Here is a 14642-nt window from a genome sequence, read left to right as displayed (position 1 = left end):
GGTCAAAGTAGCCCCAACTGTTCGACCTCCGGGGCGCGTGGCAATTCCGCCAGTGGCGCCAGCCCCGGCAGGCGGGCCATCAGACGCTGGTGAAAACGCTGGGCAAGCGCTGCGGCCAGGCGGTTGTCCGAGGTGTGCAGGAATACATAAGGGCTGCGGCCCTCTTCGATCCAGGCCGCCACCTTGTCGACCCAGGGCGTGAGGAAAGGCTCGTTGGCCGCCAGCTCCGGATGGCCGATGAAGCGCACCTGCGGGTGCTGGCTGAACGCAGCCGGGCGCGGCGGTACCTTGGGCTTCTTGGACTGGGCGTGAAGCACAGCGGGCTCGCGGGACGTGCAACTGAACAGCGCCCGCGGGTCGAGGCAGATGCGTTCCACGCCACGCTCGTGCAACAGGCGGTTGAGCAGGCGCTCTTCGTCGCCGCGGGCGAAGAACGCATCGTTGCGCACCTCCACCGCCACCGGCACGCCGATCTGATCGAGGAAATACGCCAATTCGCCCAACCGCGTCGGGCCGAACATCGCCGGTAACTGCAGCCAGTACGGGGAGACCCGCGCACCCAGTGGCGCCATCAGCTGCGTGAAGTTGCGGGCCGAATCGAGTTGCTCGCGCAAGTCGCCAGCATGGCTGACATCACCTGGGAACTTGGCCGTGAAGCGAAACCCGGGCGGCATGAGTTGCGCCCAGCGCTCGACGGTGGCGGGGGCTGGGCGGGCATAGAAGGTGGTATTGCCCTCGACGGCATTGAACACCTGGCTGTACAACCCAAGGTATTCGCCGGAGCGCGCGTCGGCAGGGTAGAGATAGTCGCGCCAGGCATTTTCAGCCCAGGACGGACAACCGAGAAAATAAGGCAGGGTTGATGGCGTCATCCATCAAATGTACAGGTCCAGCCCCAGCACTTCCATCTCCCAGTCAGTGAAGCCGGCAGTGGTCAGGTAGCTGGCCAGGGCCGAGGCCGTGCGCCGGTCACGGGCACGGGGGAAGATCAGGTCCTGCTGGCGGGCTGGCAGGTTTTCGCTGCGGCGGCTGGCGCGGCTGATCTGCGCGTCGGTGTCGTCGATGATCTCGGCATCGGCCTCGTCGATGTTTTCGTCACGGGCCAACGCCTTGCGCGGCGCGCGCTTGATGGGGTAGCTCGATGAGGAAAAGCCGTCGATACGCATGAAAAGGCACTCAGGATCAATGATGGCAATTTAGCAGCACCTGTAATCCTTCGCTAATGCCCTAACTGATAACTGGACCACAGAACGCGCAAAAGGTTTTATCGTGAACGGCGATAGCCGACGAACTGCCTTCAACGCGCCTTGGGCGTAGCCACATTATCGCGCAGGTACACCGGTTGCGCCTGTTCGGCGGCAACCGCCTCGCCCCGGGCCCAGGCAAAGCCGGCCAGGGTCAGGATATCCAGGGCGCTGGGCAAGGCGCTGGCATCGCTGGCGGCGACCTGCACCGCCAAGCGCTCGGCATAGCCCCAGCCACTGCCGGCGCCAAACCACTCAGCGCCCAGCCCCGCTGGCAGGGCCACGCGCTCCGGCGCCAGCACCGCCTCGTGGCCGACCAGGCGCATTTCGCCCTGCTGGGCCTGGTAGCAGCCCCAATACACCTCGTCCATGCGCGCATCGATGGCCGCGGCCACCTGCTGCACGCCGCGCCCACGCAGTGCGCCCTGGGCCAGCGCGGCCAGGTTGGATACCGGCAGCACCGGGCGCTCGAGGGCGAAGGCCAGGCCCTGGACCACGCCGATGGCGATACGCACGCCGGTAAAGGCGCCGGGGCCACGGCCGAAGGCGATGGCATCCACCGCGCTCAACGCCACGCCCGAGTCAGCCAGCAACTGCTTGATCAGCGGCAGCAGCTTCTTTGCGTGCAGGCGCGGGGCCACCTCGTAATGGCTGGTCACCTTGCCGTCATGCAGCAAGGCGACGGAACAGGCTTCGGTGGCGGTATCCAGGGCCAGCAAGGTGGTCATCGAGCGAGGTATCCAGGCGATAGGGAAAAAGAGCGGCAGTATAAACGACAACGGCCCGCAAGCGGGCCGTCGTGATGCATGGCGAGGATCAGCTCAGGGCTGCCAGCACCTTGGCAGTGATCGACTCGACCGAGCCGACGCCTTCGATATGGCTGTACTTCGGCTTGCCGGCGTTGGCGGCCGACAGCTTCTGGTAGAAGTCCACCAGCGGCTTGGTCTGGCTGTGGTAGACCGACAGGCGATGACGCACGGTCTCTTCCTTGTCGTCGTCGCGCTGGATCAGGTCTTCGCCAGTGACGTCGTCCTTGTCTTCGACCTTCGGCGGGTTGTACTGGATGTGGTAGGTGCGCCCCGAGGCCAGGTGCACGCGGCGACCGGCCATGCGCCCGACGATCTCTTCGTCGTCCACGGCGATCTCGACCACGGCGTCGATGTCGACACCGGCAGCGACCATGGCTTCAGCCTGCGGGATGGTGCGCGGGAAACCGTCGAACAGGCAGCCGTTGGCGCAGTCCGGCTGGGCGATGCGCTCCTTGACCAGGCTGATGATCAGTTCGTCGGAGACCAACTGGCCGGCATCCATGACTTTCTTCAGTTCCAGGCCCAGCGGGGTGCCGGCCTTGACGGCGGCACGCAGCATGTCACCGGTGGAGATCTGGGGGATACCGAACTTTTCGGTGATGAACTTTGCCTGAGTACCTTTACCGGCCCCGGGAGCTCCCAGCAGAATTACGCGCATCTTGTGCTCCTCATATTTTTCTATGCAAATCAACGGATTCGGCGCACAAGGCCAACTCCGGAAAATCGGATGAGACCGCAAAATCGGTCAAAAGGCTGATCAAGATACACAGCGTCCGCCCCCCCGACAAGCGTCCCAAAGTGGCAGGAATGCGCCACTTGCGGCCTGCCAGGGGGGCGGTTGCGCCCGGCGCAACCAGGCATCATGCCCGCGCAGTGCCCCAGGCAGGACACCCGCCAGACCCAGCGCCCCGGCCCTTCAACCGGTATTGCGCAAGCCCGCCGCGATACCCGCCACGGTCACCAGCAAGGCCTGCTCCAACGGGCTGTCCAGAGCGGCTTCGCGGCTGCGCGAACGTGCCAGCAGCTCGGCCTGCAGGCGATGCAAAGGGTCCAGGTAGGTGTTGCGCAAGCGGATGAATTCCAGGGTTTCCGGGCTGTGGGCGAGTAGCACCGGCTGGCCGGTCAAGCCCAGTACCACCTGGCACGACTGCGACAATAGGTCGCGCAGGTGCGCACCCAGGGGCAGCAGCGCGGGTTGCACCAGACGTTGGTCGTAGGCCTCGGCAATCTGCGCGTCGGCCTTGGCCAGGACCATCTCCAGCATGTCGATGCGGGTACGGAAGAACGGCCATTGCTCGCGCATCTGCGCCAGCAGCTCACCCTGGCCGCGGGCCAGGGCATTGTTCAGCGCGGTTTCCCAGCCCAGCCAGGCGGGCAGCATCAGCCGCGTCTGGGTCCAGCCGAAGATCCACGGAATGGCCCGCAGGCTCTCGATACCGCCGGCGCGGCGCTTGGCCGGGCGACTGCCCAGTGGCAGGCGACCCAGCTCCTGCTCCGGCGTCGACTCGCGGAAATACTCGACGAAGTCCGGGTTGTCCCGCACCACGCCGCGATAAGCCTTGACCCCATCGGCCGCCAACTGGTCCATCAGCGCGCGCCAGGCTGGCTGCGGCGGCGGTGGCGGCAGCAAGGTCGCTTCCAGCACCGCGGCCAGGTAGAGGTTGAGGTTCTGCTCGGCAATGCCGGGCAGGCCGAACTTGAAGCGGATCATTTCGCCCTGCTCGGTGGTGCGCAAGCGCCCGTCCACCGACCCCGGCGGCTGCGACAGGATCGCCGCATGGGCCGGGCCGCCGCCACGGCCAACCGTGCCGCCGCGGCCATGGAACAACAACAGCTCGACCTGATGCTCGCGGCAGATGCGCACCAGGTTCTCCTGGGCGCGGTACTGGGCCCAGGCGGCGGCGGTGGTGCCGGCGTCCTTGGCCGAGTCCGAGTAGCCAATCATCACCTCCTGCGGACCGTGCAGGCCGGCGCGGTAGCCGGGCAGCCCCAGCAGGCGCTGCATGACCGGGCCGGCGTTATCCAGGTCGGCCAGGGTCTCGAACAGCGGCACCACCCGCATGGGCCGGGTCAAGCCGGCCTCCTTGAGCAGCAACTGCACGGCCAGCACATCCGAGGCGGCGCCGGCCATGGAGATCACGTAGGAGCCCAGCGAAGCCGCTGGCGCGGCGGCAACCTCGCGGCAGGTGGCCAGCACTTCGGCAGTGTCGGCCTCGGGCTGGAAGTGCGCCGGCAGCAACGGCCGACGGTTGTTCAGCTCGGCCTGGAGGAAAGCGATGCGCGCCTCCTCGTCCCAATCGGCATAGCGGCCCAGCCCAAGGTAATCGGTGATTTCCGACAGCGCATCGCGATGGCGGGCGGCGTCCTGGCGCACATCGAGGCGCACCAGGAACAGGCCGAAGGTCACCGCCCGGCGCAGGCAGTCGAGCAGCGGCCCATCGGCGATCACGCCCATGCCGCACTCATGCAGCGAGTGATAGCACAGCTGCAAGGGCGCGATCAGCTCGCGGTTGTCGACCAGCACCGCGGCGCTGGCCGGCTGGGTCGCCGCCAGCGAGGCGTGGGCCCAGGCCCGGGTGGCGCGCAGGCGATCGCGCAACTGCTTGAGCAAGGCGCGGTACGGCTCGGCACTGTCGCCGACCTGGGCACGCAGCGCCGGGCTGGCCTGCTGCATGGACAACTCGGCGGCCAGATGGTCGATATCGCGCAGGAACAGGTCGGCAGCCATCCAGCGCGCCAGCAGCAGCACCTCACGGGTTACCGCCGCGGTGACATTGGGGTTGCCGTCGCGGTCGCCGCCCATCCAGGAGGCGAAACGCACCGGCGCCGCCTCCAGCGGCAAGCGCAGGCCGGTGGCCTCGAACAATGCGCCATCGACCTTGCGCAGGTGATTGGGGATGGCTTGCCACAGCGAATGCTCGATCACCGCGAAGCCCCATTTGGCCTCGTCCACCGGGGTCGGCCGGGTACGGCGGATCTCCTCGGTGTGCCAGGCCTCGGCGATCAGCCGGCGCAGGCGCTCGCGCACTTGCTGGCGTTCGGCGGGGAGCAGGTCGCGGTGGTCCTGCGCCGCCAGCTGCGCGGCGATGGCGTCGTACTTCTGGATCAGCGTGCGGCGGGCCACTTCGGTGGGATGGGCGGTGAGCACCAGCTCGATGTCCAGCCTGGCCAGCTGGCGGGCCAGGGCTTCATTGGCGTGCCCCGCGGCCTGCAACCGCGCCAGCAGCTCGGGCAGTACCCGCGCCTCGAAGGGCGCGGGCTGGTCGGCGTCGCGGCGGTGGATCAACTGGTACTGCTCGGCGATATTGGCCAGGTTGAGGAACTGGTTGAATGCCCGCGCCACCGGCAGCAGGTCTTGCTCGGCGAGGTCGCCCAGGGTCGAACTCAACTGCTCGCCGGCATCGCGCCGGTCGGCCTTGGCACTGTGGCGAATGGCCTCGATCTTCTGCAGGAACGCCTCGCCATGCTGCTGGCGAATGGTCTCGCCCAGCAGCTCCCCCAACAGATGCACATCCTCACGCAAGCGCAGATCGATATCGCTCATCGGGCCTCTCCATTCCGGGAAACAGCAGGCCCCAAGAGTGCCCACCAAGGCGCGCGCCTGGCAAGCCGGGAACACGCAAAGCAACTAAAGTGAACACAGGTCATCCGAAGCAATGCCACTTTCGAGGCTTTGACAGAGGTCATCATGAAAATCCGCGAACTCGCCCAGCACTGGGAACAGAATGCCGCCGGCCGCCTGAGCCCGACCGGCCATGTCCTGCACCTGGACATGGAAGCCGAAGCGCGCCTGGCCGCGCTGATCGAGATGTACCCCAAGCGCAGCCCCGAGGAACTGCTCGGTGAGCTGGTGGCCGCCGCGCTCGAGGAGCTGGAGGCCAGCTTCCCCTACATCAAGGGCCAACAGGTGATCGCCACCGACGAGGAAGGCGATCCGCTGTACGAGGACATCGGCCCTACCCCGCGCTTTCTGGCCCTCTCCCGCCGCCACCTGCAGGCCCTTGGCCGGGTGCCGGAAGACCCCTCGCACTGAGCTTCGCGGGTGCCGGGCAAGGCCCGGCATACCGCCATCGGCCACGTAAGTTCCAGGTCAAGTCCGCTGACCAATTAGTCAGAAAAAAATACCTTTAGCGTGCAAATTTTTCTGAACTATTCAAAAAACGCCTCGGTCACAGCCAATAGCCATCACGGCAAAACCCTTAAGACACGGGCGTTGCCGCGCTCGCCTGGCGTCAGGGGAACAGCGATGAACCCGTAGTGGCCATCGTCGTTTAACAGGAGTGACCCAATGGAGTTGACCACCATGAAGACCCGCATCGAAAAACCTACTTCCACTCACCTGCGCGGGCTCAAGCTGGCCGCGCTGGCCCTGGGCAGCAGCCTGGTGCTGGCCGGTTGCGCGGGCAAACCGCCTACCGAGCAATACGCCGTGACCCAGTCGGCGGTCAACTCGGCGGTGAGTGCCGGCGGTACCGAATTTGCCGCGGTGGAGATGAAAGCCGCCCAGGACAAGTTCAAGAAGGCCGAGATCGCCATGCACGACAAGCAGTACGACGAGGCCAAGCTGCTCGCCGAACAGGCCGAGTGGGACGCCCGCGTCGCCGAGCGCAAGGCCCAGGCCGCCAAGGCCCAGAAAGCCGTGCAGGATGCCCGCCAGGGCGTCAACGACGTACGTGAGGAAGGCCTGCGCAGCGCCGAATGAGCCTGCCCCGCCACTTGAGCCTTCGTTAGAGATCAAAGGATGAACACCATGCGCAAACAGATCATGATTCCCGCCCTGCTGGCCCTGAGCGTAGGCCTGGCTGCCTGCTCCCACGACCCGAACGCCAACCTGGAATCGGCCCGCACCAACTTCTCGGCCCTGCAGAGCGATCCGCAGTCGAGCAAGGTGGCCGCGCTGGAGACCAAGGACGCCCAGGACTGGCTGAACAAAGCCGACAAGGCCTACATGGACCGTGAGAACGAGAAGAAGGTCGACCAGCTGGCCTACCTGACCAACCAGCGCGTCGAAGTGGCCAAGCAGACCATCGCCCTGCGCACCGCCGAGGCCGACCTGAAGAATGCCGCCGCCCAGCGCGCCCAGGCCAAGCTGGACGCCCGCGACGCGCAGATCAAGAAGCTGCAGGACAGCCTCAACGCCAAGCAGACCGACCGCGGCACCCTGGTGACCTTCGGCGACGTGCTGTTCGACTTCAACAAGGCCAACCTCAAGAGCAGCGCCTACCCGAACATTACCAAGCTGGCCCAGTTCCTCCAGGAGAACCCTGAGCGCAAGGTGATCGTCGAGGGCTATACCGACAGCGTCGGTTCGGCCAACTACAACCAGACCCTGTCCGAGCGCCGCGCAGGCTCGGTACGCATGGCGCTGGTGCGGGCCGGCGTCGACCCTGCGCGCATCGTCGCCCAGGGCTACGGCAAGGAGTATCCGGTGGCCGACAACGGCAGCAACTCGGGCCGTGCGCAGAACCGTCGGGTGGAGGTGACCATCTCCAACGACAACCAGCCGGTGGCGCCGCGTTCGGTGAGCCAGATCCAGTAACCACTGGTGCTTGAGTGAAGAACCCCGCCTGATGGCGGGGTTTTTTTATGGCTTGGGATTGAACATCGTGCGGGCGACACATCGCGGGGCAAGCCCGCTCCCACGCAGACAGCACCCTCCTGAAACCTGGCCTAGCACTGCCCCATCTGAAGGTCAGGACAGGCTCACTGCACCTGCTGCGGCGTCTCCTGCCCCATGCACCGCACCGCACGCTTGCGGTTGTCCACCAACACGCCGGTCAGGCCCTTCTGCTCGGTATCGAACAGCACCAGCACGCCATCGATGCACTGCGCCACCTGTGGCGCCGGGGTCAGGGAAAGCTTGTAGTCCTCTCCGGGAATGGTCTTGAGCATGGTGAAGTCCTGCAACAGCAGCGCATCCTGCGGCTTGGCGAAATGCAGGTAGCCGTAGTACCAGAGGACTCCCACCGTCACGATGATGCTGCCGACACCGGTCAGGATCAGGGGGATGGCGTTGCGTTCTTCACTCATTGCGCGTTCTTCTCATCAAGGTAATTGGGGACTTCGGCCAGGCGGCGCAGGCCGTTGAAGTGCGTGGGGTCGTCCAGGAAGCGCAGCATCACCTGGCGCCAGGTCGGGTCGGCAAAGGTCTGCACATGGTCGCCGCGGGTCAGCTGCAGCACCCGTGGTGGTGGCGCGTGCTGGTACAGGCGCAGGCCGTTGTCCAGCGGCACCAGCCGGTCGTCGATGCTGTGGAAGAACAGCTTGGGTGGGCTGGCCAGGCGCTCGATGGAATGGATCGCGCTGTCGCCATCGGGCACCAGCCACGACAACGGCACCTGCAGCGGCCAGGTCATCCACGAGGTGCCCAGGGCATAGCGCCCCACCGCGCGGTAGCTGGCCGGCACGCCATCGAACACCAAGGCGCTGAAGCGCTGGCGCTGTTGCGGGTGTTGCGCCAGGTAGTGGATGGCCATGGCCCCGCCAAGGCTCTGACCCAGCAGCACCAGCGGCTTGCCTTGCGCCTGGGGCGCCTGGTCGAGCCAGCTCAAGGCTGCGGCAATGTCGCCATACACCTCGGGCAGCGTCGGCTTGCCCTGGGACAGGCCGTAACCGCGGTAGTCGATCATCAGCACCTGGTAACCTTCCTTCGGCAACCAGTAGCTGCCGCCAAGGTGCCAGGCCAGATTGCCGCCGTTGCCATGCAAGTGCAGCACCGTGCCCTTGATCGCGACCCCCTCGGGCACCGGCAACCACCAGCCGTGCAGGCGGGTGCCATCGGCGGCGGTCAGGGTCAGGTCCTGGTAGGCCAGGCGGGCCTTCGCCGGGGTGAACGGCTGGCCAGGCTCGGGATAGAACAGCAGGCTGCTGCAGCCGGCCAACAGCAGCAACCCCAGGCCGAGGGCGAGGTGACGCCAGGCGTCAGAGAATGTTCGCGTAGTCGGCTTCAATGCGGTCCAGGCTCAGGTGGTTGAGGAAGTTGGAGAAACACATCCAGGCCGACAGCGCGTTGAGATCGCGGAACTGCTCGGGCAGGTACTTGGGCGGCTCCACCAGGCCTTCCTCGACCAGCTGGCGCAGCGTGCGCATGTCTTCCAGGGTGGTCTTGCCGCAGAACAGCAAGGGGATCTGCTCCAGCTTGCCCTTCTTCACGGCCAACTGAATGTAGTTGTAAACCATGATGAAGCCCTTGAGGTAGGACAAGTCCTTGGTGAATGGCAGGCCATTGGGCACCGAGCCGCGGAACACTCGGCTGGCGTTGCTGTAGCTCTGGCCCATCTCGAAGCCCTGGCCACGGAAGAACTCGAAGACCTGCAGGAAGTCCGCGCCCTCCTCGACCATGTGGATGGCGCGGGTGCGGTTGGTGAGCTTGCGCAGGCGGCTGGGGTAGGAGGCGAAGGCGATCACCTCCATGAGGATGGCCAGGCCTTCCTGGGTCACCGTGGACGAGGGCGGGCCCTTGGCCAGGAAGGTGCAGATCGGCTGGTTGAGGCCGTTGAGGGTGGTGCCGACATGCACCAGGCCCTCGTGAACCTCCAGTGCCCGCACGTCGCGGCTGTTGAACATGGCGTCGGCGCGCACCTTGATGTAGTCGGCCCCCGCCGCGGCGTCGGCGACGATACCGTCGGACTCGAACACGCGGATGGTTTCCTCGGCCTCGCCGAACACCTTGTTCAGGCGGCGCTGGAGGATCGCCACCGCCTCTTTCGCCGTGAGGTTCTTCGGCTCGTCCTTCAGGTCGCCACGGCCGTCGATGTTGTTCAGGTAGTCCGAAAGCATCAGGCCCAGGTCGGCCAGGGTCGGGTCACCGGCGTGGAACGCGTCCGAGGCTGCGCCGTAAAGCTCCTGGGAGATCAGGCCGAAGTCCTCGGTGCCGCGCGCCTCGAGCATGCGCACCACCATGCGGTACTCCTTGCACATGCGCCGCATGATCTGCCCGACCGGGTTGAACTGGCCAAGCTGGCGGGTGATGTCGCGTTCGATGCCCTGGAATTCAGCCTTGAGCGCATTGGAGTCGAACGACAGCGGGCGGCTCTGGTAGTAGGCCCGGTCCACTGCCGGCGGCTCCTTGCCCTTGGCCTTGAGAAAACCCTGGCGGATGCCGTCGTCCCACTTGACCGCGTCGAGCACGCGGATCGGGGTCTGCGCGGCGACGATACGGTCGGACAAGCTGCGGATGGTTTGCTGGTACTCGTCCACCGGGGACTCCTTGCATTCTAGTGGGCCGGGTGCGCCGGCAAGGCCGGCGAACCGCGCCTTGCTACTTGGCGGCACGCTGGAAGCGCGCCACCTCGACGAACAGGTCCGAGTTGGCCGGGTCGTCCAGGTACGCCAGCACCCGCTGCGCCGGGCTGTCGATCAACACGCCCTGGCCATTGTCGTCCGCTACCGCGGTACTGCGCCCGCTCAGTTCCTTGTTGGCCACCGCCTGCTGCACCTGTTCGACATCGAGGTTGTAGACCACCAGTTCCTTGCCATCGACGATTTCGAAACCACCAATCAGGAAATTGCCGCCCAGGCGCTTGGGCACGCCGGCCGACAGGTACCAGCGGTTACCATGCCGGGCCACGGTGAAGGCGTACTCCTCGGGCGCCTTGCCCTGGGCGCGGGCCACGGCCTTGTAGGTATTGCCGCCGGCGCGGCTGATGCTCAGCTTCAGCGGCTGGCCCCAGGCGTCCTTGCTGCTCCATTGGCCGAGCAAGGCCTTCGGCGCCTGCTGGTTGGCCGCCAGCGGCTCGTCGAAGGTCACCAGACATCCGCCCAGCACGAGGAATGACAAGGTCAACAACACCACACGCCAGGCTTTCATCAGCTTCTCCTTGAAAAGTCGTTCGCCACTCAGGCCGAAGCCAGCACCATCTGCAAGTATCGGACAAGGATAGCGAGCATCTGCTCATCGGCCCTTGCATTCGCGTCCTCGAGCAGGCCCTGATATTCCATCTGCTCGATTATCGCCGTCAACATCTGGGCGTCCTGCTCGGGGTGACGCGAGCCGACCACCTGCAATATCTGCCGCGCACCATGCAGCAGGATCTGCTCGTGGGCCTGCACCAGCTCTGCCAGGCGCCGGCACAGCAGCGCCTCCTGGCGGAAGGCCTGCTCGGCCATGAGGAAGTCGCGGCGATTGTTAAGCTGGCGCAGGACGTAGTCGGCCAGCATGCGCGCCACTTCATCGGCCAGTTGCGCCCGGGCCTGGGGTGAACCGTCGCCCTGGGCGAGCAACTGGCGCAACACGCCCTCGGTATTGGTCCACAGCTTGGCCATGTAGGCGGCGCTGCGCTCGACATACTGGGCGAAGGTGTCGGCCAGCAGGTCCTGGATGTCCTTGAAGTAATAGGTGGTGGCCGACAGCGGCACACCAGCTTCAGCGGCCACGGCGCGGTGGCGCACGCCACGCACGCCATCACGCACGACGATGCGCATGGCCGCGTCGAGAATCTGCTGGCGGCGCTGCTCGCTGCCCTGGCGGGCGGTCTTGCGGCCCTGGTACTGCACACTTTCGGCGACGGCGGTGGCGATGCCGGCGGCGCCCTGGTGGGGCATGGCGGGGGTCACTCTGGTTTACCTCACGAACAGTGGGTTGCCTGTACGCGCCCCGCGATGAGGCCCGTAGAAACAACATAAAGCTTCAGGCATGAAAAAGCCGCCTCGAAAGGCGGCTTGTTCACATCACTCAGGCCTGTGGACGCATGTGCGGGAACAGGATCACGTCACGGATCGACGGCGAGTTGGTCAGCAGCATCACCAGGCGGTCGATGCCGATGCCTTCACCGGCGGTCGGCGGCATGCCGTACTCCAGGGCACGAACGAAGTCGGCGTCGTAGTGCATCGCTTCGTCGTCACCGGCGTCCTTCTCGGCCACCTGGGCCAGGAAGCGCTCGGCCTGGTCTTCGGCGTCGTTGAGCTCGGAGTAGGCGTTGGCGATCTCGCGACCGCCGATGAACAGTTCGAAACGGTCGGTCACGGCCGGGTTGTCGTCGTTGCGACGGGCCAGCGGCGAGACTTCGAACGGGTACTCGGTGATGAAGTGCGGCTGCTCCAGCTTGTGCTCGACCAGCTCCTCGAAAATCATCACCTGCAGCTTGCCCAGGCCTTCATGGCCGAGCACCTTGGCGCCGGCCTTCTTGGCGATGTCACGGGCGCGGTCGACGTCTTGCAGGTCGGCGGCGGTCAGCTCGGGGTTGTACTTGAGGATCGAGTCGAACACCGACAGGCGCACGAACGGCTCGCCGAAGTGGAAGACCTTGTCGCCATAGGGCACGTCGGTGCTGCCCAGTACCAGCTGCGCCAGCTCGCGGAACAGTTCCTCGGTGAGGTCCATGTTGTCGCGATAGTCGGCGTAGGCCTGGTAGAACTCGAGCATGGTGAACTCGGGGTTGTGCCGGGTCGAAACGCCTTCGTTACGGAAGTTGCGGTTGATCTCGAAGACTTTCTCGAAGCCACCAACGACAAGCCGCTTGAGGTACAGCTCCGGCGCGATACGCAGGAACATGGCCATGTCCAGGGCATTGTGGTGGGTTTCGAACGGCTTGGCCGCGGCGCCGCCCGGGATGGTCTGCAGCATCGGCGTCTCGACCTCGAGGAAGTCGCGCTCGATGAGGAACTTGCGAATGTGCGAGATCACCTGCGAACGCACACGGAAGGTGTGGCGGGTTTCCTCGTTGACCATCAGGTCGACGTAGCGCTGGCGGTAGCGCTGTTCGGTGTCGGTCAGGCCGTGGTGCTTGTCCGGCAGCGGGCGCAGCGACTTGGTCAGCAGGCGCACGTTGGTCATTTCGACGTACAGATCGCCCTTGCCGGAGCGAGCCAGGGTGCCTTCGGCGCTGATGATGTCGCCCAGGTCCCAGGTCTTGACCGCGGCCAGGGTTTCTTCGGGCAGGGTCTTGCGGTTGACGTAGACCTGGATGCGCCCGGTCATGTCCTGGATGACCATGAACGAGCCACGGTTGAGCATGATGCGACCGGCAACCTTGACCGGAATCGCGGCTGCTTCCAGCTCTTCCTTGGTCTTGTCCGCGTACTGTTTCTGCAGGTCGTTGCAGTAGCTGTCGCGGCGGAAGTCGTTGGGGAAGGCATTGCCCTTGGCGCGCTCTGCGGCAAGTTTGTCCTTGCGCAGGGCGATCAGGGCGTTTTCTTCCTGTTGCAGGTCTTGCGCTTCGGTCTTGAGGTCGCTCATGTCGTCATTCTTTCCATCAGGTGTTCGTTGCCCGATCCGGGCAGGGCACGCGCTACCGGCGGCTGGCCAGGTAGCGCGGCGGTGGTGTACGGCTTACAGGCCCTGCTTGAGGCTCGCTTCCAGGTACTGGTCGAGGTCGCCGTCCAGGACCTTCTGGCAGTCGCTGCGCTCGACGCCGGTACGCAGGTCCTTGATGCGCGAGTCATCGAGCACGTAGGAGCGGATCTGGTGGCCCCAGCCGATGTCCGACTTGCTGTCTTCCAGGGCCTGGGAGGCGGCGTTGCGTTTTTGCATTTCCAGTTCGTACAACTTGGCCCGCAGCATTTTCATGGCGGTGTCCTTGTTGGCGTGCTGGGAGCGTTCGTTCTGGCAGGCCACCACGGTGTTGGTCGGCACGTGGGTGATCCGCACCGCCGAGTCGGTGGTGTTGACGTGCTGACCGCCGGCCCCGGAGGAGCGGTAGGTGTCGATGCGCAAGTCGGACGGGTTGATCTCGATCTCGACCTTGTCGTCGATCTCGGGCGACACGAACACCGCGCTGAACGAGGTGTGGCGACGGGCGCCGGAGTCGAACGGGCTCTTGCGGACCAGGCGGTGCACGCCGATTTCGGTGCGCAGCCAGCCGAAGGCGTACTCGCCCTTGATGTGCACGGTGGCGCCCTTGATGCCGGCGACTTCACCTTCGGAGAGTTCGATGATGGTGGCGTCGAAGCCGCGCTTGTCGGCCCAGCGCAGGTACATGCGCAGCAGGATGTTGGCCCAGTCCTGGGCCTCGGTGCCGCCGGAGCCGGCCTGGATGTCCAGGTAGGCGTTGTTCATGTCCATCTCGCCGCTGAACATGCGACGGAACTCGAGCTGGGCGAGGGATTCCTCAAGCCCTTGCAGCTCGGTCTCGACATCGCTGACGGCGCCTTCATCGTTCTCCTCGACAGCCATGTCGAGCAGGTCCTTGCAGTCGGTCAGGCCGTTGGACAGCTTGTCCAGGGTCTCGACCACCTGTGCCAACATGGCGCGCTCGCGGCCCAGGGCCTGGGCGTACTCGGGCTTGTTCCAGACAGCGGCGTCTTCCAGCTCGCGGTTTACTTCGACCAGACGATCATGTTTGTGATCGTAGTCAAAGATACCCCCGAATGGACTGGGAACGCTCGGTGAGGTCCTTGATGGTGTTCAGGATCGGTTGGATTTCCATGGGCGGGCAGCTCTCGTGCGAATTCGGTGAAAAGCCTGCGAGTATAACCGAGTCTGGGGGATGGCGGCAGACCCGCCGGGCGGTATGGACGCATTCCATGAACGCAGTGTTGCCGTTGCCGTTGCCGATCAAGAGGCTAGCGCCCTAGCCCACGAGCGACAGCTGCGCCAGCCCAGGCGCCGCCCGTAACTTCGCGACTTCAGGAGGCCGAACGCAGGCCTTGC

15 protein-coding genes are annotated in these 14642 nt (G+C 65.4%); 3 read left to right on the top strand and 12 right to left on the bottom strand.

Annotated elements, in window-relative coordinates; all coding sequences use genetic code 11:
• Positions 1 to 2: 2 nt before the first annotated feature.
• The 5 genes from NJG22_RS11910 to ppc form a co-directional block, all read right to left on the bottom strand.
• Complete coding sequence (locus NJG22_RS11910; protein WP_253094751.1) at positions 3 to 872, bottom strand: DUF72 domain-containing protein; 870 nt, start codon at positions 870 to 872, stop codon at positions 3 to 5.
• 3 nt (positions 873 to 875) lie between these two features.
• Positions 876 to 1166 (bottom strand): hypothetical protein, encoded by a 291-nt coding sequence (locus tag NJG22_RS11905; RefSeq protein WP_134689562.1) that lies wholly within the window; start codon positions 1164 to 1166, stop codon positions 876 to 878.
• A 131-nt stretch (positions 1167 to 1297) separates the two neighbouring features.
• Entirely contained in the window at positions 1298 to 1972 is a 675-nt protein-coding gene (gene tsaB / locus NJG22_RS11900) for a tRNA (adenosine(37)-N6)-threonylcarbamoyltransferase complex dimerization subunit type 1 TsaB (protein ID WP_253094748.1), read from the bottom strand.
• A gap of 88 nt (positions 1973 to 2060) precedes the next feature.
• Positions 2061 to 2711, bottom strand: coding sequence for an adenylate kinase (adk, locus tag NJG22_RS11895; RefSeq protein WP_253094746.1), 651 nt, complete (start codon positions 2709 to 2711; stop codon positions 2061 to 2063).
• A 258-nt stretch (positions 2712 to 2969) separates the two neighbouring features.
• Entirely contained in the window at positions 2970 to 5597 is a 2628-nt protein-coding gene (gene ppc / locus NJG22_RS11890) for a phosphoenolpyruvate carboxylase (RefSeq protein ID WP_253094744.1), read from the bottom strand.
• A 144-nt stretch (positions 5598 to 5741) separates the two neighbouring features.
• Between ppc and NJG22_RS11885 the strand changes: the two genes are divergently transcribed.
• The 3 genes from NJG22_RS11885 to NJG22_RS11875 all read left to right on the top strand — a co-directional run bounded on the left by NJG22_RS11885 (position 5742) and on the right by NJG22_RS11875 (position 7592).
• Positions 5742 to 6086: a pilin assembly protein gene (locus tag NJG22_RS11885; protein ID WP_217849596.1), complete on the top strand. Its 345-nt coding sequence runs from the start codon at positions 5742 to 5744 to the stop codon at positions 6084 to 6086.
• A gap of 255 nt (positions 6087 to 6341) precedes the next feature.
• Positions 6342 to 6755, top strand: coding sequence for a DUF4398 domain-containing protein (locus tag NJG22_RS11880; RefSeq protein ID WP_134689567.1), 414 nt, complete (start codon positions 6342 to 6344; stop codon positions 6753 to 6755).
• 48 nt (positions 6756 to 6803) lie between these two features.
• On the top strand, positions 6804 to 7592 hold the full coding sequence (locus NJG22_RS11875) for an OmpA family protein (RefSeq protein WP_253094742.1): 789 nt from the start codon (positions 6804 to 6806) through the stop codon (positions 7590 to 7592).
• 164 nt (positions 7593 to 7756) lie between these two features.
• Here the strand turns inward: NJG22_RS11875 and NJG22_RS11870 are convergent, their stop codons facing one another.
• From NJG22_RS11870 to prfB, 7 genes are all read right to left on the bottom strand, one after another.
• Positions 7757 to 8083, bottom strand: a complete 327-nt coding sequence (locus NJG22_RS11870) for a hypothetical protein (RefSeq protein WP_134689569.1) — start codon at positions 8081 to 8083, stop codon at positions 7757 to 7759.
• On the bottom strand, positions 8080 to 9003 hold the full coding sequence (locus tag NJG22_RS11865; RefSeq protein ID WP_253094740.1) for an alpha/beta hydrolase: 924 nt from the start codon (positions 9001 to 9003) through the stop codon (positions 8080 to 8082). The genes NJG22_RS11870 and NJG22_RS11865 overlap by 4 nt, the downstream gene beginning before the upstream one ends.
• Positions 8975 to 10252: a flavohemoglobin expression-modulating QEGLA motif protein gene (locus NJG22_RS11860; RefSeq protein WP_134689571.1), complete on the bottom strand. Its 1278-nt coding sequence runs from the start codon at positions 10250 to 10252 to the stop codon at positions 8975 to 8977. Before NJG22_RS11860 ends, NJG22_RS11865 begins: the two co-directional genes overlap by 29 nt.
• Positions 10253 to 10313: 61 nt before the next feature.
• Entirely contained in the window at positions 10314 to 10862 is a 549-nt protein-coding gene (locus tag NJG22_RS11855; protein ID WP_253094738.1) for a hypothetical protein, read from the bottom strand.
• Positions 10863 to 10891: 29 nt separating this feature from the next.
• A complete protein-coding gene (locus NJG22_RS11850) occupies positions 10892 to 11596 on the bottom strand; it encodes a TetR family transcriptional regulator (protein ID WP_217854059.1) in 705 nt (234 codons plus the stop codon).
• 130 nt (positions 11597 to 11726) lie between these two features.
• The gene (gene lysS / locus NJG22_RS11845) at positions 11727 to 13229 is read right to left on the bottom strand and encodes a lysine--tRNA ligase (protein WP_217849607.1); all 1503 of its coding nucleotides are present in this window, start codon (positions 13227 to 13229) and stop codon (positions 11727 to 11729) included.
• A 93-nt stretch (positions 13230 to 13322) separates the two neighbouring features.
• A protein-coding gene (gene prfB / locus NJG22_RS11840; RefSeq protein WP_134689589.1) for a peptide chain release factor 2 occupies positions 13323 to 14418 on the bottom strand; the annotation gives its coding sequence in 2 pieces (ribosomal slippage) (positions 13323 to 14345 and positions 14347 to 14418; 1095 coding nt in all).
• Positions 14419 to 14642: the final 224 nt, after the last annotated feature.

Source organism: Pseudomonas sp. VA159-2 (assembly GCF_024126635.1).
GTDB lineage: Bacteria > Pseudomonadota > Gammaproteobacteria > Pseudomonadales > Pseudomonadaceae > Aquipseudomonas > Aquipseudomonas muyukensis.
The sequence above is the reverse complement of the archived record's forward strand: the minus strand, read 5'-3'. Positions and strand labels throughout refer to the sequence as shown.